The 21,739-nt window shown below is 50.8% G+C and carries 15 protein-coding genes and 1 tRNA gene; 12 read left to right on the forward strand and 4 right to left on the reverse strand.

Annotation, left to right across the window (positions count from 1 at the left end; all coding sequences use genetic code 11):
* Window position 1 precedes the first annotated feature (1 nt).
* Together DYH27_RS06955 and DYH27_RS06960 are read right to left on the reverse strand one after the other, a co-directional pair.
* Window positions 2-2,191, reverse strand: a complete 2,190-nt coding sequence (locus DYH27_RS06955) for a peptidase domain-containing ABC transporter (protein WP_029216596.1) — start codon at window positions 2,189-2,191, stop codon at window positions 2-4.
* Window positions 2,192-4,465 carry a TonB-dependent receptor gene (locus DYH27_RS06960; protein ID WP_025068344.1) on the reverse strand — a complete coding sequence of 758 codons (2,274 nt, stop codon included), beginning with the start codon at window positions 4,463-4,465 and terminating at the stop codon, window positions 2,192-2,194. It abuts the gene before it with no gap.
* 695 nt (window positions 4,466-5,160) lie between these two features.
* Here DYH27_RS06960 and DYH27_RS06970 point away from each other — a divergent pair.
* Together DYH27_RS06970 and DYH27_RS06980 are read left to right on the forward strand one after the other, a co-directional pair.
* Window positions 5,161-5,505, forward strand: coding sequence for an ISAon1 family transposase N-terminal region protein (locus DYH27_RS06970; RefSeq protein ID WP_025068505.1), 345 nt, complete (start codon window positions 5,161-5,163; stop codon window positions 5,503-5,505).
* Between the two features lies 1 nt (window position 5,506).
* Entirely contained in the window at window positions 5,507-6,490 is a 984-nt protein-coding gene (locus tag DYH27_RS06980; protein WP_455430468.1) for an ISAon1 family transposase, read from the forward strand.
* A 110-nt stretch (window positions 6,491-6,600) separates the two neighbouring features.
* Here DYH27_RS06980 and DYH27_RS06985 read toward each other — a convergent pair.
* A tRNA-Asn gene (locus tag DYH27_RS06985) sits at window positions 6,601-6,674 on the reverse strand.
* A 195-nt stretch (window positions 6,675-6,869) separates the two neighbouring features.
* Between DYH27_RS06985 and DYH27_RS06990 the strand changes: the two genes are divergently transcribed.
* The 10 genes from DYH27_RS06990 to DYH27_RS07035 all read left to right on the forward strand — a co-directional run bounded on the left by DYH27_RS06990 (window position 6,870) and on the right by DYH27_RS07035 (window position 20,109).
* The gene (locus tag DYH27_RS06990) at window positions 6,870-8,618 is read left to right on the forward strand and encodes a S41 family peptidase (protein WP_025067166.1); all 1,749 of its coding nucleotides are present in this window, start codon (window positions 6,870-6,872) and stop codon (window positions 8,616-8,618) included.
* 531 nt (window positions 8,619-9,149) lie between these two features.
* Window positions 9,150-9,617: a ribosome assembly cofactor RimP gene (gene rimP / locus DYH27_RS06995; RefSeq protein ID WP_013670917.1), complete on the forward strand. Its 468-nt coding sequence runs from the start codon at window positions 9,150-9,152 to the stop codon at window positions 9,615-9,617.
* Window positions 9,618-9,621: 4 nt separating this feature from the next.
* Window positions 9,622-10,887: a transcription termination factor NusA gene (nusA, locus tag DYH27_RS07000; RefSeq protein ID WP_004353260.1), complete on the forward strand. Its 1,266-nt coding sequence runs from the start codon at window positions 9,622-9,624 to the stop codon at window positions 10,885-10,887.
* Between the two features lie 135 nt (window positions 10,888-11,022).
* The gene (gene infB / locus DYH27_RS07005) at window positions 11,023-13,869 is read left to right on the forward strand and encodes a translation initiation factor IF-2 (protein WP_029216336.1); all 2,847 of its coding nucleotides are present in this window, start codon (window positions 11,023-11,025) and stop codon (window positions 13,867-13,869) included.
* A 132-nt stretch (window positions 13,870-14,001) separates the two neighbouring features.
* A complete protein-coding gene (gene sufB, locus DYH27_RS07010) occupies window positions 14,002-15,447 on the forward strand; it encodes a Fe-S cluster assembly protein SufB (protein WP_025067165.1) in 1,446 nt (481 codons plus the stop codon).
* Window positions 15,448-15,465: 18 nt separating this feature from the next.
* Window positions 15,466-15,870 carry a hypothetical protein gene (locus DYH27_RS07015; RefSeq protein ID WP_029216335.1) on the forward strand — a complete coding sequence of 135 codons (405 nt, stop codon included), beginning with the start codon at window positions 15,466-15,468 and terminating at the stop codon, window positions 15,868-15,870.
* 12 nt (window positions 15,871-15,882) lie between these two features.
* Window positions 15,883-16,641: a Fe-S cluster assembly ATPase SufC gene (sufC, locus tag DYH27_RS07020; RefSeq protein WP_004353236.1), complete on the forward strand. Its 759-nt coding sequence runs from the start codon at window positions 15,883-15,885 to the stop codon at window positions 16,639-16,641.
* 109 nt (window positions 16,642-16,750) lie between these two features.
* Entirely contained in the window at window positions 16,751-18,094 is a 1,344-nt protein-coding gene (gene sufD, locus DYH27_RS07025; protein ID WP_025067164.1) for a Fe-S cluster assembly protein SufD, read from the forward strand.
* A gap of 81 nt (window positions 18,095-18,175) precedes the next feature.
* A complete protein-coding gene (locus tag DYH27_RS07030) occupies window positions 18,176-19,393 on the forward strand; it encodes a cysteine desulfurase (protein ID WP_013670913.1) in 1,218 nt (405 codons plus the stop codon).
* A 113-nt stretch (window positions 19,394-19,506) separates the two neighbouring features.
* On the forward strand, window positions 19,507-20,109 hold the full coding sequence (locus tag DYH27_RS07035) for a ribonuclease HII (protein WP_013670912.1): 603 nt from the start codon (window positions 19,507-19,509) through the stop codon (window positions 20,107-20,109).
* Window positions 20,110-20,299: 190 nt separating this feature from the next.
* On the opposite strand, the gene aspA is transcribed toward DYH27_RS07035, so the two are convergent.
* Entirely contained in the window at window positions 20,300-21,712 is a 1,413-nt protein-coding gene (gene aspA, locus DYH27_RS07040; RefSeq protein ID WP_004353205.1) for an aspartate ammonia-lyase, read from the reverse strand.
* Window positions 21,713-21,739 lie beyond the last annotated feature (27 nt).

Below are 21,739 nucleotides of genomic sequence, written 5' to 3' on the forward strand. Positions count from 1 at the left end.
GTTAGTTTCCTAATTCCAACTGATTCTTCACGAGATTGTAGTATGCGCCGCGCTTCCGTGTGAGTGCTTCGTGACTGCCTGTCTCAACCACCCTGCCCTTGTCCAGTACCACTATCTGTCCGGCATTCTTCACCGTACTCAGCCGGTGGGCTACGATGACTACCGTCTTCCCTTTGTAGAACGCATCCAGATGCTCCACGATCATGCGCTCGTTGTTGGCATCAAGTGAGTTGGTGGCTTCGTCGAGGAAGATGTAGTCGGGATTCTTGTACACGGCCCTCGCTATGAGGATGCGCTGTTTCTGTCCCTGGCTCAGGCCCACGCCGTCGCGCCCTATCTTGGTGTTGTACTTCAAGGGAAGACCCATTACATAATCGTGGATGCAGGCTATCTCTGCAGCCGTCTGCAACCGCTGCCTGTCTATCTCGTTATCATCTACGGCTATATTGCGGGCTATCGACTCGGAGAAGATCACACCGTCCTGCATTACCACGCCGCACTGCCTGCGCCACCATTTCTTGTTGAGCGTGTTGACATCCGTTCCACCTATATTAATTTGTCCACCCAGCACGGGATAATAGCCAAGCATGAGCTTGATGAGCGTTGTTTTACCGCTACCCGACGCACCTACGATGGCTGTTACCTCGCCTTTGGGGATATTGAGGCTTACATTATCTATGATAGTTTTCAGTGCATGCGGGTCGTATTTGAAGTTTACGTTTTCCAGGTCTATACCCCTGCCTTCTTCTTTTACTGAAGTTTCCAATCCCTGTTTTCCGTTCTCATCATCCATGCGATGGATCTCGTTGATGCGTTCCAGGCTTATCTTCACGTCCTGCACCGAATAGAAGAAACCCATCAGCTGTTCCACTGGTGAGTTGAGCTGTCCGATGATGTACTGCACGGCGAGCATCATACCCAGTGTGAGTTGTCCGTGAATAACGGCAGTTGCTGCCACCACGGTGATGACAATATTCTTCAGTTCGTTGATGAATATACTGCCCGCCTCCTGCGTTTGTTGGAGCTTTAGCGATTTCATCTGTACGTTGAATAAATCGGCCTGCACGTCCTCCCATTCCCAGCGTCTGCGCTGTTCACAGTCTTGCAGTTTTATCTCCTGCATAGAGGTAATAAATTCGTAGGTTTTATTGTTGTTGATGGCTTGCTGCTCAAAGAGTTCGTAGTCGAGAACCTTTCTGCGCCTTAGGAAGAGCGCAAGCCAACCGCCATAGAGCAGGCTGCCGAGCATGAAAATGGCGAAGACAAGCCAGTTATAGGATAACAATACAATGCTGAACACCACAAAGGTAAAGAGCGAGAACACAATACTGAGTGTTTGCTGTGTCAGAAACGAGTTTACACGGTTGTGGTCGCCCATACGCTGCATGAGGTCGCCCATCAGCTTGGTGTCGAAGAACGACATGGGCAACTTTAAAAGCTTGATGAAGAAATCGCTCACCAGCGAGATGTTGATTCGCATGGAGATGTGCAGCAGCAGCCAGCGGCGGATAAAATCGATGGCAGTTCGACTAATGGTAAGCATCAGCTGCCCAAGGAGTATCAGCCATATAAAGCCGATATTCTGGTTCTTAATACCCACATCCACAATGGATTGTGTGAGGAAAGGCAGAATAAGCTGCAGCAGGCTGCCGACGAGCAAGCCTAAAACAATTTGACCGAAATACTTACGATATTGCTTAATGTAACCAAAGAGGAACTTAAACGAGCGTTCCTCTTTAGGTTCTTCGTCCATCTTCTTTTCATAAAACGCAGGAGTAGGTTCTAAGAACATAGCGATACCCTTTTCCTCACCGTCCGATTGAGTGCTGACCCAATGCTTCTTAAATACTTCGAGGTCGTATTTTACATGCCCTTTTGCAGGGTCTGCAATGTAGAATCCGTTCTTTTTAACTTTGTATAGTACAACAAAATGATTTTGGTTCCAATGGAGTAAGCAAGGATAATTTATGTCTTTTATTTGATACAAGCTTGCTTTTCCACATAGCACATCAAAACCTAAGGCTTCTGCCAATTGTTTTAAAGCCTGCATTGAAACACCCTCATTGGTTATAGTACAGGTATTTGATAGAGTTTCAAATGAACACTTTCTACCATAATACTTACAGACCATAGCCATGCAGGCAATCCCACACTGCATGGCGTCATGTTGTCTATAAAAATAAAAGGACATTTATTTTGCTGTGTTGTATTTGGTAAGACCGGAGTCGTTGTCTCTATTATTAATGTTTTTACCCAGATGCCTTCGTGAATTGCCTTTTGACAAAGAATAGACGAAAGTCAGTGCCACAAGATTTTTGAAATTACCCCATCGGGTCTTTTCTACGAAATGGAATGAAGGAGTATCTGCATAAATCTTGGAAGGATCGGGATTGTAAATGAACATGGCACCCACGGTGACAGCACCGATTCTGTATGTAAGGGATGCGTTCGCATTATACCCAATCTTCTCAAAAACATCACCTTCAACAGTGGTCATCGGTAGATTGTGGTTGGTAATGAACTGCCACTTGCCTGCCACCACCTGACAAGAGATTCCGACATTGTTCAGATTGTGGTTGACACGCTGATTAGGCGTATTGTATTTGGAAAACATATAGTTATAGTAAGGCTGCAAAGTTAGCCAGGAGAAAGGTCTGCAACTCAGAACAAGCGATGCGCCATACTCGTTGACATGGCGGATGCCCACAATCTGGTTCACGAAGTCCGAACCGTCAGCGGAAACAACTGTCATATTCTTGCTGGGATAGTAGGCATGGCTGACGGAAGGTTTGACAAACCAGATATTATTGGCCGACGCATACTGGAAGCTAAGTTCGGTGCGGTAGAAATGGTAGGGCTTCAGACTGCTGTTGCCTTGTAGATAGAATCGTTCATCCACGACGGTACGACTATCTGTGAGCTGACCGACGTTAGGAACCGCAGATGCTATGGACGAGGTCAGGCGTAGCGAACTGTGTTTGTGCAGCTGGTAATTAAGAGAAACAGAAGGCCGCATAAGGATGTAGTTGGCTATTGCCTTCGTCGCAGTTCTATATCGGTTGTTCTCCACACCGATTCCCAGGTTGTAGGACAATGCCCCCCATTGATTGGTGTAGTCGGCGTATAGGTATTCCTTTTGCGTATTCACTGTCGACAAATTGGATGCCCCGTCTGTCTGACGCAGGTTTTTGTATTGATAGTAGGCTCCTATCTGTATATTTCCCTGCCACAGTTTGTCAGTATAAAGTGCTTCTGCTATTAGCGAGTAAGACTTGTTGTCGACGACGTTGGTAAACGTTCCCGTTCCCGAGGTGTTTGTTAGATTATTGTTCGAATTGGATTTGAAATAAGTGTTCACCACATTGACCGACAGACTGTTGCCTTTACGGAAGGTGTGTCCGAAGTAGATGTTGGCCGATATGGATGAAAAGTCACTTTGAAGCCTTCTGTGGTTGGCATCTTCCAATGTACCCGTCCGCAAGAGCTGTTGACTGTATTGCTGGGTAGCCGGAAACTTACGATATTCTAAAGTGATATTGAAAAGGTTGCTGTTTTGGAAACGCTGATAGAATAATTGTCCTATGTGGTAGGTACCAGTGTATTTACCCGACAGACTCTTGTAATCGTTCGTCACATCCGGATAGACATAACGGTTTTCCATGGTGTTCCGGTTAAGATGTCTGTAGTCCAGAAAATATGCCGCAGACACCTTGTTGAGCGAATCGCTATAACTGGTGGAAATCAAGTTGGTACCATATCCTGTGGTGATACTGTTTTTGGTGTCGAGATATAGTGAATAGTGCCTTTTGTTGGTGCGCTTAGTCGCTACATCTAATACAGCACCTATCTTCTCATGCGCAAACCTTGCAGGCGGATTGGAATAGTAGTGCAGGGTCTTTATTTCGTCGGCTTTGAGCAGCATCAGTTCACGTACCGACCTCCTGATTCCATCAATCAGCACCAAGACAATTTTACCATCTGCCGTCAGCAGTTCACCGCTGTTTGTTGAAAGTCTGAATTGCGGCAGGCTACTGATGGCCTCCAAAGCGTTGTTTCCCATCTGTCTGGCACGCCTGTCTAACAGGATGATGTCTGCGTTGCCGAAGCTTCTTAGTCCTTGGGCCGACACAGTGACCTCTGAAAGGTTCTGTATGCTTTCTGTCAGCTTGACCACTCCGACATCGCCACGCTTGCACGTTAGCTGTTGTGGCCGATACCCTAAACAAGAGAATTTCAACAGGAACTGTCCGTCTTCGTCTACATTCAAACTGAAGGTTCCTTTTGAATCCGTCAACGTGTGAGCAATGGCTGCCGTGTCAGATAAGCTGGCCAATACGCAGTCAACGCCGGCTAATGGACAGCCAGACGAATCGGTCACCGTACCGTATATCCTGTTCTGTGCGTTGCTGCTTATCAACGAGACTACAAAGGCAAACCATAACGTTGTGAAAATTCTTGCCACCATAATATAAATTATTTACACATTGAATCAATGTAATTTACCATTGAATGTCCGTTAAGCACGTTGCCCCATCCTGTTGTCCATCCACAATAGCAATTTGACATCCGCATCCTGCAACATTGTTAGGACAATCGGTTCGAGAGGCTTCCATTCCAGACACTCCACCCTTTGCCTCAGATGATTCCATTAAGGACAATCCCTCAACAGGAAAAGTTCTTGGTTTTTCATTGCTGTAATGATTAATTGCCATCTTACTGCTTCAGGTACTGCATTTTCCCAGCGGTAAAATTAGGAAAAAACATTATTGAATCCAAATCATTTTGAGGTTTTCTTTCAAAGTTACTTTAAAAAACACACTTTTGTAGGATGATTTGGAATCTTCCATATAATATGGGATAGTAAAAAGCTGTAAACACATAAAAATAGGCTTTGAAAATGAATGGCGAAACATGGCTCATTAATGATGTTAATAGCTGAAGGAGCAGTATTATGACTGTCGGGGGCAAGCTTATCCGCTGTAAGAAAGTATCTGAGAGGAAAAGTCATGCGAAGAACGCCTTATGAATTAATCAGGTTAGAAAGTGTCTCTTCTTATTTTATATAATACGACGAAATGATTCTGGGTCAGTCCTAAACCCCAGTTGCAAACCTACTTCTCTTAAGCGCATAATTTCATAAGTATTTATTACCTTTGCATCATGAAGAGTGACCAACTATTACGTTGCATCTTTCCAGATGTACTTGCCGACTACTTTGATGTTGTCGATATTCAAGAGGGTGTTTCCCAGTTTGACTTTTGGCTTGACGAGCGTAACTTTATGGAAAAGTCAGACCATAAGTTAGGCACTGTAAGCAGTTATGGTTTTACCAGCGAGCGTGTAATTCAGGACTTTCCTCTTCGTGGCAAAGCCGTCTACCTCCATGTTCGCCGACGCAAGTGGCGTGACAGTTCCAACGGAGAGATATTTACTTATTCATATGATGACTTGACGGCTGAGGGCAGTAAACTATCCCCCGAGTTCGTTTCTTTTTTAAAAGAATAGAATTGAGTCCACTGCAGAGAGCATCGCAAGCATCGGTGCGCACTATGGCGTAAATGGCAAGCAGTTATCCACACAGTACAAGGAACATTTCAGTGACTACCGCAGCTGGGATCAGTTGGATCATGCTCAAGACTGGCTATTGTTTGAAAATAACATAGGTGAGAGTCTAAGTATTGATGAGACCTGTCTAAGCAGTGGCGAGGTCTATACTTTTCTGACCAACAAGGCGGGAAAGGGCAGAAATGGAACTTTAGTGGCTGTGGTTAAAGGGACCAAGGCAGAGGACGTTATTCAGGTTGTCAAGAAGATAGACCTGTCCAAACGAAAGACTGTCAAAGAGATAACACTTGATTTGTCATCTTCGATGATGCGCATAGCCCGTGCCGTTTTTCCCAAAGCACTCATTACCAATGACAGGTTTCATGTGCAGAAACTGTATTATGATGCTCTGGATGACATGCGTATCGCTTACCGGTGGATGGCAAGGGATAAAGAGAATGAGGAGATAAAAGAAGCTAAAAGTGAGGGAAAGGAATATATACCATTTAGATACAGCAATGGTGACACGCGTAAGCAGTTGCTCGCCAGGGCAAAGTTCATATTGACCAAGCACAGGACCAAGTGGACTGAAGCACAGAAAGCCAGGGCGGAAATCATCTTTGAACATTATCCTACACTGAAAAAGGCATATGATCTGGCTATGAAACTTACCGATATTTATAACATCAAGAGCATCAAGGATGCTGCAAGACTGAAGCTGGCTAAATGGTTCAATGAGGTTGAAGAGCTGGGAGTGGACAATTTCTACACGGTGATTGACACGTTTGAAAATCATTATCAAACCATACTCAATTTCTTTGTAAACAGAGCAACAAATGCAAATGCTGAGTCATTCAATGCCAAGGTTAAGGCATTCAGGGCACAGTTCAGAGGAGTCACAGATATTCCTTTCTTTTTATATAGGCTTATGAAATTGTGTGCTTAAGAGAAGTAGGTTTGCAACTGGGTTTTAGGACTGACCCATGATTCTGATTCATTACGGGAACAGGGAAGTAGAAAACAAAAAGGAATTACGCTCGTAATTCCTTTTCCATGCGCTCCAGGATGGGCTTGAACCAACGACCCCCTGATTAACAGTCAGGTGCTCTAACCAACTGAGCTACTGAAGCAGTTATTTGTGCTTGTCTCTTGTAAGCGGTTGCAAAGGTACTATGTTTCTCTGAACCCACCAAATGTTTTTGGTGAAAAAATCAATCAAACCGTAATTTTCTTTATTTTCATGCCTGTAAAGATGCGTTTTCCACTATAATAATGTAATTTTGTCTCGTAAAAAGCATATTAAACAACAAACAGAACACATACAAATGAGAAAACTGTTCCTGGCTTTCGGGCTCTGGCTTCTGACTTTCGGAGGGTCTGCACCGGCACAAAACAAAGCAGACAAAGACCACAACTTCAAGGTGGCAAAGAACCTTGAGACATTCTCGGCCATCTATAAGTATCTTGACATGATGTACGTCGACACGCTGGATGCCGACGAGGTGGTCGGCAACGGCATCAACTACATGCTGCACTCACTCGACCCCTACACGGTCTATTATCCGGAGGAGAAAGTAAAGGACCTGGACCTGATGATTTCGGGCAAATATGCCGGCATCGGTGCGCTGATCCGTTACAACTTCGCCCTGAAGAACGTCGTCATCGACGAACCGTACGAGCACATGCCTGCGGCGGAAGCGGGACTGAAGAAGGGAGATATCATCCTTTCCATCGGCGACTCGTCGATGGCAGGCAAGGATGTCTCATACGTCAGCAACCGTCTGCGGGGCGATGCGGGCACGACCTTCATCCTCACGGTACGCCGCCCGTCAACCGACAAGAAGATGAAGTTCAGGATTACCCGCCGTACCATCCAGCTCCCTGCCGTACCTTATTACGGCGTGCAGGACGGCGGAGTGGGATACCTCAATCTCAATTCCTTCACGGCAGGATGTGCGAAGGATGTGCGCCGCGCTTTCCTCGACATGAAGAAGCAGGGGATGACTTCACTTGTCTTCGACCTGCGCAACAACGGCGGCGGCAGTCTGCAGGAGGCTGTCAACATCGTCAATATGTTCGTGCCGAAAGGACTTACGCTGGTGAAGACCGTGGGCAAACTGGAGCGTGCGAACAAAGAATACAAGACGACCGTGGAACCGATTGACACGGTGATGCCGATTGTCGTGCTGGTAAACGACGAGACGGCGAGTGCCAGCGAGATTACCAGCGGCAGCCTGCAGGACCTCGACCGTGCCGTCGTCCTCGGCACACGCACCTACGGCAAGGGACTCGTACAGGCTTCGATGGACCTGCCGTACAACGCCACCCTCAAACTGACAACCAGCAAGTATTACATTCCCAGCGGACGGTGCATACAGGCCATCAACTACAAACACGCCAACGGCGGCTACACCGAGCACGTCCCCGACTCGCTGACACACGTCTTCCATACGGCAGACGGACGCGAGGTGCGCGACGGAGGCGGCATCAAGCCCGATGTAGAGGTACGTCCCGACTCGCTGCCGAACATCGCTTTCTACCTCGCTTCGTCAGGGCGCGACTCTACGGAGGTAATGTGGAACTGGGAACTGCAATACCTGAAGAAGCATCCTGCCATCGGGCCGGCAAAGACATTCGTGCTTTCTGATGCGGACTACGAGGACTTCAAGCAGACGGTGCTGAAGAGCGGATTCAAGTACGACCGTGAAAGCCGGAAATACCTGGAGAACCTCGTCAAGCTGGCCAAGTTCGAGGGATATTACGAAGATGCGAAACCCGAGTTTGACGCATTGGAAAAGAAGCTGAGCCACAACCTTGCCAAAGACCTCGACTACAACAGGCAGACGCTGAAGAAACTGCTGACAAGCGACCTCGTATCGGCCTATTACTACCAACGCGGTTCGCTGGAGAACAGCCTGCAGTTTGACAAGCAGTGGAAAAAGGCTGTGGAGATTCTGCAGAACCCGGCGGAATACAGAAAGCTGCTGCAGCCAGCCGCCGGTCGGACAGCCGTGAAGACGGAGACGGCAGCCGGACCCGTTGTTGACGCCAAGGCGAAAACAAAGACGAAATAAAGGGGAGTCTTGTCGGTCGAATGGGGCTTACAGGTCCATCAGGGCCTGTAAGCCCCATTTTTCCATTGCGCCTTCCGAATTTCCATAGCGTACGACCGCAGCCTTGCAGACGTTGTCTTTTGTTACGGCAAGGTGAAGATCCCTTGATCATCAGTCCTTTTGCGAAAAGGATCCCCCCCCCACTTTTCCGGCCATTTCCGCCGTATGGCTGTTCAAGACAGTGTTGCCGTAGAATTATTTTCACGTAAAGAAGAAATAATCTTCACGTAAAAAAGAATTTCTTTTCACGTAAAGAAATATTTCTCTTCATGATGATAATTTTTTCTGTTTATCAGAAAAACACTTCCACATTGCCCCTCTTTACACAGGAAACGTCTCAGCCGGAGTCCGTCTAAATCTGTCTAAATCGTTTGTCGGCTGATAAAAAAGCCGTAAAACATTTGGTGTGTGGCGAAAATATTCGTAACTTTGCACACGTTCAGAGGAATGAGGGGCTTTCAACAGTCCCTCATTTTTCATATTAAAACACTTATGGTAGACAAAAACGTTGTAAAGAGCCTCGTCGACGAGTGGCTGGAAGGCAAGGAGTACTTCCTGGTCGACATTCAAATCAGTCCTGACGACAAAATCGTCGTGGAGATTGACCATGCCGATGGCGTATGGATTGAAGATTGCGTGGAGCTGAGCAGGTACATCGAAGACCGCCTCTCCCGGGATGAAGAGGACTACGAGCTGGAGGTAGGCTCCGCCGGGCTGGGACAGCCTTTCAAAGTCCCGCAGCAGTATCAGAACTTCATCGGGAAGGAAGTCGAGGTACTCGATAAGGACGGAAAGAAAGTAAAAGGCGTATTGAAGAGCGTCGACGGCAACGACTTCGTGGTGGCTGTCAACGAGAAGGTACACGTAGAGGGCAAGAAGCGTCCTGTGAAGATGGACGTGGACCATGCGTACAAGATGGATGAAGTAAAATACACAAAATATATAATAAGTTTCAAGTAAAGCTATGGCAGCAAGAAAAACAGAAGAAGAGCGTCCGAACATGATCGAGACCTTCAAGGAGTTCAAGGACACCAAGAGTATCGATCGTACCACCCTGGTGAGCGTACTGGAGGAGAGCTTCCGCAACGTACTCGCCAAGATTTTCGGCAGCGACGAAAACTTCGACGTGATTGTGAACCCAGACAAGGGCGACTTCGAGATACACCGCAACCGTGTGGTCGTGGCCGATGGTGAAGTGGAGGACGAGAACAAGCAGATCAGCCTTACAGATGCACGCAAGATAGAGGCGGACTACGAAGTAGGCGAGGACGTGAGCGAGGAGGTCGACTTCAACAAGTTCGGCCGCCGGGCCATCCTGAACCTGCGCCAGACACTGGCTTCCAAGATACTTGAACTGGAGCACGACTCCTTATATAATAAATACAAGGACCGTGTCGGGCAGATCATCTCGGGCGAGGTCTACCAGACCTGGAAACGCGAGGTGCTGCTCGTCGACGACGAGAACAACGAGCTGATCCTGCCCAAAGACGAACAGATTCCGCGCGACCAGTACCGCAAGGGCGAGACGGTACGTGCGGTCATCCTGCGCGTCGACAACGAGAACAACAACCCGAAGATCATCCTCTCACGCACTGCACCGGAGTTCTTGGAGCGGCTGCTCGAGGCGGAAGTGCCGGAAATCAGCGATGGTCTGATAGCCATCCGCAAGATAGCCCGTATGCCGGGTGAGCGTGCCAAGATTGCCGTCGAGAGCTTCGACGATCGCATCGATCCGGTCGGTGCCTGCGTCGGTGTTCGCGGCAGCCGCGTCCACGGCATCGTGCGCGAGCTTTGCAACGAGAACCTTGACGTCATCAACTGGACCGCCAATACGAAGCTGTTTATCCAGCGTGCGCTGTCTCCGGCAAAGGTCAGCAGTCTGAACGTCGACGAAGAGAACAAAAAGGCAGAGGTCTACCTGCAGCCGGAGGAGGTCAGTCTTGCCATCGGCCGCGGCGGCATGAACATCAAGCTGGCAAGTATGCTGACGGGATACACCATCGACGTCTTCCGTGAACTGGACGAGCAGAACGCCGAAGAAGACATCTACCTGGACGAGTTCTCTGACGAGATAGACCAGTGGGTCATCGATGCCATCAAGGGCATCGGACTCGACACGGCGCGCCAGGTGCTCAATGCTCCGCGTGAGATGCTGATCGAGAAGGCCGACCTGGAGGAAGAGACCGTTGACAACGTGCTGAGAGTATTGAAGTCAGAGTTTGAACAGTAAAAGGTGATTGGCTGGTGGGCGATGGCTGTTGACTGAAGGCTAACGGGTGTGACTATTCAGCAACTCCATGTTCGGAACCCCTCTCTACCAAAAGGCATATCAACAACCAACACCCAACACCGAAATATAAAGTTAATGAGCATCAGATTAAACAAAGCAATTCGAGAATTGAACATAGGACTCCAGACGGCAGTGGAGTTCCTGGAGAAGAAACCGGAGCTGGGCGAGGTGAAGAGCGACCTGAACTTCAAGCTGAGCGACGAGCAGTACCATGCGCTCGTCGGCGCCTTCAAGAATGACAAGGAGGTGAAGAAGGACGCTGCAAAGCTTTTCCAGAAGAAGCCGAAAGAGAAGAAACCGGCTGCTGACCACAGGGCGGAAAACCTCCTGAAGACAGAGCGTCAGCAGTACACACCGGTCGGAAAGATCGATCTCGACCAGCTGAACAAGCCGGCCGCCAGGCCATCTGCTGCTCCGGCCGAGAAGAAAGAGACTCCCGTGCAGGCTGCTGCCGTAAGCCCCGCACAGGAGAAGAAGGAGACGGACAATCCTGTCGACAGCGAGAAGCCTGCAGGGAAGAACGAAGGGGAAAAGTCTGCTGTAACCAAGACAGAGAACCCCCTTGCGTCTTCCGGGAGCGTGCCCCCTGCTGCCCCCAAGGCTGAAGAAGCCAAGGAGCAGGCGACTGAGGAGACGGCCGCACCAGCCGGTTCGGCAGCCGTGGAGGAAAAGAAAGAGAGCGGGCTTTTCCTGACCAAAAACGAGAAGAAAATCCTGAATACGCCGAAGGTAAACGTCCTGGGCAAAATCGACCTCAGCACACTCAACCAGAGCACCCGTCCGAAGAAGAAGAGCAAGGAAGAGCGTCGCAAGGAACGTGAAGAAAAGTCAGGACAGGGCAGTGGCCAGGGCAAGAAGAAACGTGTCCGTATCAACAAGGAACGTGTCGACATCAATGCCGCAGCCAACCAGCAGCAGAACCAGAACGGCAAGAAAGGCGGGAACAAGAACGGCGGAAACACCGGCGGAAAGAACAGCGGCAAGAAGAACCGCAACCGTAATCAGAAACCGTTGGAGGTGGATGACGAGGCGGTAGCACGCCAGGTAAAGGAGACACTTGCCCGACTGACAAGCAAGAGCCAGAACAAGAAGGGTGCGAAATACCGCAAGGAAAAGCGTGATGCCGTTCAGGAACGCCTGAGTGCCGAGGCCAAGGCCGAGCGCAAGGAAAGCAAGACGCTGAAGCTGACAGAGTTCGTTACCGTTTCGGAACTGGCGACGATGATGAATGTCCCGGTCACAAAGGTCATCTCCACCTTGATGTCTGTCGGCATCATGGTTTCCATCAACCAGCGTCTGGATGCCGAGACCATCAACCTTGTTGCCGACGAGTTCGGCTTCAAGACGGAGTATGTCAGTGCCGAAGTACAGGAGGCGGTCAGCGAAGAGGAGGATGATGAGAACGACCTCGTTTCGCGTGCTCCTATCGTGACCGTCATGGGTCATGTCGACCACGGCAAGACCTCTCTGCTCGACCATATCCGCAACACCAACGTGATTGCCGGTGAGGCCGGCGGCATTACCCAGCACATCGGTGCGTACAGCGTGACGCTGGAGAACGGCCGCAAGGTGACGTTCCTCGACACGCCGGGTCATGAGGCGTTCACTGCCATGCGTGCCCGCGGCGCACAGGTAACGGATATCGTGATTATCATCATCGCAGCCGACGACTCGGTCATGCCTACCACCAAGGAGGCGATCGCCCACGCACAGGCTGCCGGCGTGCCGATGGTGTTCGCCATCAACAAGATTGACAAGCCGGGAGCGAACCCGGACAAGATACGCGAGGACCTGTCGCAGATGAACCTGCTTGTGGAAGAATGGGGCGGCAAGTACCAGTGCCAGGAGATCAGCGCCAAGAAGGGACTGGGTGTGAACGACCTGCTCGACAAGGTGCTGCTCGAGGCGGACATGCTCGACCTCAAGGCCAATCCTAACCGCAAGGCGACGGGTACGATCATCGAGTCATCCCTCGACAAGGGGCGCGGCTATGTCAGTACAGTGCTCGTGTCAAACGGTACGCTGAAAGTGGGCGACAATGTCATTGCCGGCACTTCATGGGGCCGCATCAAGGCCATGTTCAACGAGCGTAACCAGCGCATCGAAAGTGCGGGACCGGCGGAGCCGGCCATCATCCTCGGTCTGAACGGTGCGCCTACGGCCGGTGACACGTTCCACGTGATGGAGACCGAGCAGGAAGCACGCGAGATAGCCAACAAGCGTGAGCAGCTGCAGCGTGAGCAGGGCCTGCGTACACAGACCCGTCTTACCCTGTCGGATATTTCCCACCGCATCGCACGTGGAGAGTTCCATGAGATGAACATCATCGTGAAAGGTGATACGGACGGTTCTATCGAGGCTCTGTCTGATTCGTTCATCAAGCTGTCTACGGAGAAAGTCAAGGTGAATGTCATCAACAAGGCAGTCGGCCAGATTTCAGAAAACGATGTGATGCTGGCATCGGCTTCTGATGCGGTCATCGTCGGCTTCCAGGTACGCCCTTCAGCCGATGCACGCCGACTGGCCGACCGTGAGGGTGTCGAAATCAACACTTACTCCGTCATCTACGATGCTATCGATGATGTGAAGTCAGCCATGGTCGGTATGCTCGACAAGGTGAAGAAGGAGATTGTCACCGGTCAGGTGGAAGTCAAGCAGGTATTCAAGATTTCCAAAGTCGGGACTGTCGCCGGCGGTATGGTTACCGAGGGCAAGGTCCACAGCAAGGACAAGGGACGTGTGGTCCGTGACGGTATTGTCGTCCACACTGCTCCGATTGATGCCTTGAAACGTTACAAAGACGATGTGAAGGAAGTCGCCACAGGACTTGAGTGCGGTATATCTCTTGTCAACTACAACGACCTGCAAGTAGGAGACATCATCGAGACCTTCACGGAGATTGAGGTTGAACAGAAACTGTAAGAATAAAGAAAGCCGTCTTTTCTCCATCCGAGGAGTGAAGACGGTTTTTTCTTTGTGGTAACAATTGTTGCTGCCGGGCAGGTGGCATACAATTTGTTTGCCCATACCATATATATTAGCATTGAATTACAAATGGATGAAAACAAGAATAATGAATTTGTAAAGAAGGTCGCAGAGCAGAAGTACGAGTTCGGCTTTACAACCGATGTACATACAGAGGTCATCCCGAAAGGACTGAACGAGGAGATTGTCCGGCTCATTTCGCAGAAGAAAGGGGAGCCGGAGTGGCTCCTCGATTTTCGTTTGAAGGCTTTCCACTACTGGGAGACGCTGCCCATCCCTACATGGGGACATCTGCATCTGCCCGAGCTGCACCTGCAGGACATCTCCTATTATGCCGACCCCTTGGCAAAGAAACCCAAGAACAAGGAGATGGATCCGGAGCTGGCAAAGACCTTCGACAAGCTGGGGATTCCGCTGGAGGAACGGCTCGCATTGAGCGGCACGGCAGTCGATGCCATCATGGACTCCGTGTCTGTAAAGACAACCTTCAAGAAGCAGCTGGCAGAGAAAGGAATCATCTTCTGCTCTATCGGCGAGGCCGTCAAGGAACATCCCGATCTGGTACGGCAGTACCTCGGAAGCGTCGTCCCTTATCGAGACAACTATTCCGCCGCACTGAACTCCGCCGTATTCAGCGACGGATCCTTCGTGTATATTCCCAAGGGGGTCCGCTGTCCGATGGAACTCAGTTCGTACTTCCGCATCAATGCCATCAACACGGGGCAGTTTGAGCGCACGCTGATCGTAGCCGATGATGATGCCTATGTCAGCTATCTTGAGGGCTGTACGGCTCCGATGCGCGATGAAAACCAGCTGCATGCAGCAGTGGTGGAAATCGTCGTGAACAACAATGCCGAAGTGAAATACTCGACCGTTCAGAACTGGTATCCGGGCGATGAGAACGGAAAGGGAGGCGTTTTGAACCTCGTGACAAAGCGCGGCGAGCTGCGTGGCGTGAACTCCAAGCTGTCATGGACACAGGTTGAGACAGGCTCTGCCATCACCTGGAAATATCCGTCCTGCGTGCTGAAGGGCGACAACTCACAGGCTGAGTTCTATTCTGTCGCCGTGACGAACAACTATCAGGAGGCTGATACCGGTACGAAGATGATTCACATCGGCAAGAACACCAAGAGCACCATCATCTCGAAAGGCATCTCTGCCGGACACAGCCAGAACTCTTACCGCGGACTGGTCCGTGCGACGGCAAATGCAGAGAATGCCCGCAACTACTCGAGCTGTGACTCGCTTCTCCTGGGTTCGGACTGCGGTGCTCATACCTTCCCTTACATGGATGTCCACAACGATACGGCCATTGTGGAACATGAAGCGACAACATCAAAAATCAGTGAAGACCAGCTCTTCTACTGCAACCAGCGCGGCATTCCCACGGAGGATGCCGTCGGGCTGATTGTCAACGGCTATGCGAAGGATGTCCTCAACAAGCTCCCGATGGAGTTCGCTGTAGAGGCACAGAAACTCCTCTCCGTGACATTGGAAGGAACAGTGGGATGATATAACAGAACGAACAATATGCGAAAAGTCATTCTCATCACGTCTGGCTTGCTGCTCGCAACAATGCTTCAAGCCCAGTCATGGCAGTTAAAGCCATGGCAGAAGTTTCTTATAAATGAACAGGTGAAGCGAGATACGACAAGTACTTGTCGGTCGGTAATGGGTAACGCCGTTGCACCGATGCCTTATGACCGTCGTCTTTTTCACACGGTAACGGGTTCAGGATTTATAAAGGATCCGCCTCCTTACAAGAAGAAGCCTAAGTCTTTCTTTGGTGGCAATGATACATCACCGTCGCTTTTCGATGAACAATGCGAGCGGGAGAGATCAGAGAGAATGGCTCGTGGCGACTATCACACATCCGACTTTTTAGCTGATATGGTGTGTGACATCATTGACATTTTTATTTTGAAAAGTAAATAAAACAAAAACAATATGTTAGAAGTAAGAAACCTGCACGCAACGATTGCAGGTAAAGAAATATTAAGGGGCATCAACCTCACGGTGAAAGACGGTGAGGTGCATGCCATCATGGGACCTAACGGATCCGGTAAGTCAACGCTCAGTGCCGTACTTACAGGTAATCCACTCTATGAAGTAACCGACGGCATGGCCGTCTTCAATGGAAAGAATCTCTTGGAGATGAAGCCGGAGGACCGTTCTCATGAAGGGCTCTTCCTCTCTTTCCAGTATCCGGTGGAGATTCCGGGAGTGAGCATGACCAACTTCATGAAGGCAGCCGTCAATGCCAAGCGTGCTTATCAGGGACTCGAACCGCTGAAAGCAGCCGAGTTCATGGCCCTTATGCGGGAAAAACGCCGGCTGGTGGGCATGGACTCCAACCTGTCCCGCCGCAGTGTGAACGAAGGCTTCTCGGGTGGTGAGAAGAAACGCAATGAAATCTTCCAGATGGCGATGCTCGAACCGAAGCTGAGCATCCTCGACGAGACCGACTCCGGCCTTGATGTTGATGCCATGCGTATCGTAGCGGAAGGGGTGAACAAGATGCATACTGATGAGACGTCCACCATCGTCATCACCCACTATGAACGTCTGCTCGACATGATCAAACCGGATGTCGTCCATGTACTTTACAAGGGGCGTATTGTCAAGACAGCAGGTCCGGAGCTTGCCAAGGAAATTGAACAACGGGGCTACGACTGGATCAAGGAAGAGGTGGATGCCGAAGACTGAAAGGCTGCCGTTTATCTTGATTGTTCAGTCCGGCTGGAGTCCCTGTAAGTCATGGGGATTGTCTTATCCACTATATCCAGCCGACTAAAACGCCTAAAAAGAAACAACAATGCAAAGCGAAAAACAATATATAGACCTCTACAACGAGGCGCTGCAGTTGATAAAGGAGCACGCTGCACCCGTTCTCAATGAGGTACGCGACAAGGCTTTCGAGGACTTCCGCCGGCTTGGCTTCCCTGACAGGAAAGTGGAACGCTACAAGTACACGGATATGCAGAAGCTCTTTGAGCCGGACTATGGCCTGAATCTCAACCGCCTTGAGATTCCTGTCAATCCCTACGAGACTTTCAAGTGCGATGTTCCCAACCTCAGCACTTCCCTTTATTTCATTGTCAACGACCAGTTCTATACCAAGGCGTTGCCGAAGACAAAGCTCAACGACGGCATCATAGTCGACAGTCTGAACCGCATAGCAACAGAACATCCGGAACTGGTGCGGAAGTACTATGGCCGTATTGCCCACACAGAAGCCGATGCCGTAACGGCATTGAACACGATGCTGGCACAGGACGGACTTTTCATCTATGTGCCGAAGACCGTACAGATGGAACGCACCGTGCAGGTGGTCAACATCCTCCGTTCGGATGTCGACCTGATGGTCAACCGACGTGTGCTCATTGTCCTCGAGGAAGGTGCGAAAGCCCAGTTCCTCTTCTGCGACCATGCTGCCGACAACCGGAACTTCCTCGCCACACAGGTCATCGAGGCTTTCGTAGGCGACAATGCACGCCTGGAACTGAACTGTCTGGAAGAGACTCATGCGAAGAACACGCGGGTTTCCAACGTTTATATAGAGCAGCAGCGCAACTCCCGTGTCAGCCACAACGTCATCACGCTGCACAACGGTGTGACCCGCAATATGCTCGACCTTGTCTTCAAGGGTGAGGGCAGCGAGTGCTTCTGCAACGGCTGTGTGGTTGCAGACAAAAGCCAGCACGTGGACAACAACACGCTCATCGACCATCAGGTGCCGCATTGCACGAGCAACGAACTCTACAAATACGTTCTTGACGGAAACGCCGTCGGTGCCTTTGCCGGTCGTGTGCTTGTCCGCAAAGGCGCACAGAAGACGCTCTCGCAGGAGAACAACCGTAATCTCTGCGCCAGCAAGACGGCCCGTATGTTCACGCAGCCGATGCTCGAAATCTATGCGGATGATGTACAATGCAACCACGGATCGACCGTCGGACAGCTCAATGATGCCGCCCTCTTCTATATGCAGCAGCGCGGTATCGACCGCAAGGAAGCCAAGCTCCTTCTTGAGTTCGCCTTCGTCAACGAGGTCATCGACAAGATGGAGCTTGAGCCGTTGCGCGACCGCCTCCACCACTTGGTAGAGAAACGCTTCCGGGGCGAGCTGGACAAGTGCGAGGGCTGCACGATGTGTAAATAGTATGACATTGGGCTTATGGGGATATTTTGCCCCATAAGCCCGATTTGCCTAATAAGGCAGACAAGTCCAATACAAGAAAATATGTACGATATCAACAAAGTCCGGGATTCCTTCCCAATTCTCTCCCGCACTGTTTACGGCAAGCCGCTGGTTTACCTTGACAACGGTGCCACCACACAGAAACCGCTCTGCGTGCTGGATGCCATGCGCGAGGAATACCTCAATGTGAATGCCAACGTACACCGTGGTGTACACTGGCTGTCGCAACAGGCAACCGACTTGCATGAGGCTGCACGTGAGACGGTACGGAAGTTCATCAACGCACGTTCCACAAATGAGATTGTCTTTACCCGCGGGACGACGGAGAGCCTGAACCTCGTTGCCTCCAGCTTCACAGAGGGCTGCATGAAGGAAGGCGATGAGGTGATTGTCTCTACGATGGAACACCACTCCAACATCGTCCCCTGGCAGCTGCAGGCACAGCGCAGGGGGATTGTCCTGAAGGTGATTCCGATGACTGAAGAAGGCGTGCTGGACCTGGACGCATACCGGAAGCTCTTTACAGAGCGCACACGGCTTGTGAGCATTACCCATGTCAGCAATGTCCTCGGGACGGTCAATCCCATCAAGGAGATGACACACATTGCCCATGAGCATGGCGCACCGGTCATGGTGGATGGCGCGCAGAGCGTACCCCATTTCGCTGTCGATGTACAGGAACTCGACTGCGAGTTCCTCGCCTTCAGCGGGCACAAGGTCTACGGCCCGACAGGTGTCGGCGTGCTTTACGGCAAGGAGGCATGGCTCGACAGGCTGCCACCTTATCAGGGCGGCGGCGAGATGATCGAACACGTGAGCTTCGAGAAGACCACCTTTGAGCGGCCACCATTGAAGTTCGAGGCCGGGACTCCTGACTATATCGCCACACACGGACTAGCCAAAGCCCTCGACTATGTTTCTTCGCTGGGCATGGACAATATCCTTTCCCACGAACAGGATCTCACCCGATATGCCCTCCAGCAGCTGCGTACCGTTGAGGGCATACACATCTACGGACACAGTAACGACAGCGGTGATGCCGTCATCAGCTTCAATGTCGGGAACATCCACCCCATGGATCTCGGTACACTGCTCGACCAGTTGGGTATAGCCGTACGAACAGGTCACCATTGTGCCCAGCCGCTGATGGATCGTCTCGGTGTCCTGGGCACTGTCCGGGCATCATTCGGACTTTACAACACACGTGAGGAGGTCGATGCTTTGGTAGCCGGCATCAAGCGGGTTTCTGTAATGTTTTAGGAGGGGGTAAGCGGTGATAGGCGATGATAGGCGATGATAGGCGTTTATAGGTTCTCATTAACGCTTATCATCGCCTATCACCGCCTACCCTACCCCCTTTATTCTTATCCTTTATGCTGAAAAATCATTATTATCAAGATCTTGTTGAAGCCGGCTGCGACGAAGCCGGGAGAGGGTGTCTTGCCGGAAGCGTTTATGCAGCAGCTGTCATCCTGCCTCCCGGTTACCAGAACAGCCTGCTGGACGACTCCAAGAAGCTGACGGCCAGAAAGCGTTATGCCCTCCGTGATACCATAGAACACGATGCCGTGGCCTGGGCTGTGGGAATCGTCACACCCGAGGAAATCGACAGAATCAATATCCTCAATGCTTCTTTCCTCGCCATGCACCGTGCGCTGGACCAGCTCAAAGTACGGCCAGAGGCAGTCATCGTGGACGGCAACCGCTTCACTCCCTACCGGAAACTGCCCTTTGCCACCATCATCAAAGGCGACGGAAAATATCTTTCCATAGCAGCGGCATCCATCCTTGCCAAGACTTACCGGGACGATTATATGTGCTCACTGGCAGAAGAATATCCACAATACGACTGGCAGAAGAATATGGGTTATCCCACGAAGAAGCACCGCCAGGCCATCCGTGAATACGGTATTACGCCCTATCATCGCAGGAGCTATAATCTTCTGGGTGACGGACAGCTGAGTTTTGATTTCTGACCACTCTGAAGGAACTCACTCCCGGAAAGCAGAATCAGGACAAATGGTATAAACAGAATAAATGCTGTATCTGAGAATCCCGATGCACTGCCTGTGCATCGGGATTCTCAGATACAGCATTTTTCGTTTTATGCAGATGCAGGGGAAAATGCAATGCTCTTGCTCCCCTGCCCCACAACAGCCCAACCTGTTACTTTACGTGCTTCTCCGATTTGAGCATGTGCTCCGGCGACAGGATGGCATCAAGTTTCTCCTTGGACAGCAGCTTGTGCTCCAGTACGAGGTCGTAGACCGATCCGCCGGTTGCAAGCGCCTCCTTGGCAATCTTCGTGCTGTTCTTGTAGCCGATATAGGGGTTCAGAGCTGTGACAATGCCGATGGAATGCTTTACCATTTCAAGACAACGCTCCTTGTTCACTGTAATGCCGTCGATACACTTCTCGCGCAGGGTATCCATGGCATTCGGAAGCCATGTCAGGTCTTCAATAAGACACTCTGTGATGATCGGTTCCATGACATTCAACTGCAGCTGACCGGCCTCGGCAGCAATCATGACCGTCGTATCGTTGCCGATGACCTTGAAGCAGGTCTGGTTGGTCACCTCGGGAATAACAGGATTCACCTTACCCGGCATGATGCTTGAGCCCGGTGCCATCGGGGGAAGGTTGATCTCGTTCAGACCGCAGCGAGGACCTGAAGCAAGGAGGCGGAGGTCGTTGCAGATTTTCGACAGCTTGACGGCCAGACGCTTCAACGCACTCGAATAGCTGACATATGCACCCGTGTCAGGTGTCGCCTCAACGAGATCGGTACCAGCTACGAATTCCATGCCGGTAAGCTCACTGAGCTTCTGAGCACAGATCTTCGGGAAGCCCGGGGCAGCGTTCAACCCCGTGCCGATGGCCGTACCGCCCATGTTGATTTCATGCAGGAGGGCTGCATTGCGGTTGAGGTTGGCGATTTCCTCCTCCAGGGTGTTGGCGAAGGCATTGAACTCCTGTCCGCTCGTCATGGGCACAGCATCCTGCAACTGTGTACGTCCCATCTTGATGACATTCTTGAATTCCTCACCCTTCCTGCGGAAAGCAGCAATCAGCTGGCTCAGATGTTCTATCAGCTTCTTGTTCAAGAGGATAAGTGTCAGACGGATGGTCGTAGGATAGACATCATTGGTAGACTGTCCGCAGTTGGCATGGTCGTTGGGCGCACAGTACTGGAACTCGCCTTTCTTGTGTCCCATGATTTCGCAGGCACGGTTGGCAATCACCTCGTTGGCGTTCATGTTGACGGATGTGCCGGCACCGCCCTGCACCATGTCAGTCACAAAGTTCTCGTGCATCTTGCCGGCGATGATTTCCCGGCATGCCTGTGCCATGGCATCAGCCACCTCATCGCTGATTTCACCCAGCTGCCGGTTGGTCTCCACGGCAGCCAGCTTGACATAGGCAATGGCGACAACGTAGTCGGGATAGTCGCACATTCGCTTGCGCGAGATGTGATAGTTGTTGATGGCACGCTGTGTCTGCACGCCGTAATAAGCCTCCTCAGGTACCTGAAGTTCGCCCAGGAGGTCGCTTTCTACACGAAATTTCTTTTCTTCCATGATTTTAATTGATAAAGTTAGTATTGT

This window comes from Prevotella denticola (assembly GCF_900454835.1).
Lineage (GTDB): Bacteria > Bacteroidota > Bacteroidia > Bacteroidales > Bacteroidaceae > Prevotella > Prevotella denticola.

What these genes read in the sequence shown, in the direction of transcription:
- DYH27_RS06955 (WP_029216596.1), bottom strand. Translation starts at nt 2,191, where the DNA reads ATGTCCTTTTATTTTTATAGACAACATGACGCCATGCAGTGTGGGATT.
- DYH27_RS06960 (WP_025068344.1), bottom strand. Translation starts at nt 4,465, where the DNA reads ATGGTGGCAAGAATTTTCACAACGTTATGGTTTGCCTTTGTAGTCTCG.
- DYH27_RS06970 (WP_025068505.1), top strand. Translation starts at nt 5,161, where the DNA reads ATGAAGAGTGACCAACTATTACGTTGCATCTTTCCAGATGTACTTGCC.
- DYH27_RS06990 (WP_025067166.1), top strand. Translation starts at nt 6,870, where the DNA reads ATGAGAAAACTGTTCCTGGCTTTCGGGCTCTGGCTTCTGACTTTCGGA.
- rimP (WP_013670917.1), top strand. Translation starts at nt 9,150, where the DNA reads ATGGTAGACAAAAACGTTGTAAAGAGCCTCGTCGACGAGTGGCTGGAA.
- nusA (WP_004353260.1), top strand. Translation starts at nt 9,622, where the DNA reads ATGGCAGCAAGAAAAACAGAAGAAGAGCGTCCGAACATGATCGAGACC.
- infB (WP_029216336.1), top strand. Translation starts at nt 11,023, where the DNA reads ATGAGCATCAGATTAAACAAAGCAATTCGAGAATTGAACATAGGACTC.
- sufB (WP_025067165.1), top strand. Translation starts at nt 14,002, where the DNA reads ATGGATGAAAACAAGAATAATGAATTTGTAAAGAAGGTCGCAGAGCAG.
- DYH27_RS07015 (WP_029216335.1), top strand. Translation starts at nt 15,466, where the DNA reads ATGCGAAAAGTCATTCTCATCACGTCTGGCTTGCTGCTCGCAACAATG.
- sufC (WP_004353236.1), top strand. Translation starts at nt 15,883, where the DNA reads ATGTTAGAAGTAAGAAACCTGCACGCAACGATTGCAGGTAAAGAAATA.
- sufD (WP_025067164.1), top strand. Translation starts at nt 16,751, where the DNA reads ATGCAAAGCGAAAAACAATATATAGACCTCTACAACGAGGCGCTGCAG.
- DYH27_RS07030 (WP_013670913.1), top strand. Translation starts at nt 18,176, where the DNA reads ATGTACGATATCAACAAAGTCCGGGATTCCTTCCCAATTCTCTCCCGC.
- DYH27_RS07035 (WP_013670912.1), top strand. Translation starts at nt 19,507, where the DNA reads ATGCTGAAAAATCATTATTATCAAGATCTTGTTGAAGCCGGCTGCGAC.
- aspA (WP_004353205.1), bottom strand. Translation starts at nt 21,712, where the DNA reads ATGGAAGAAAAGAAATTTCGTGTAGAAAGCGACCTCCTGGGCGAACTT.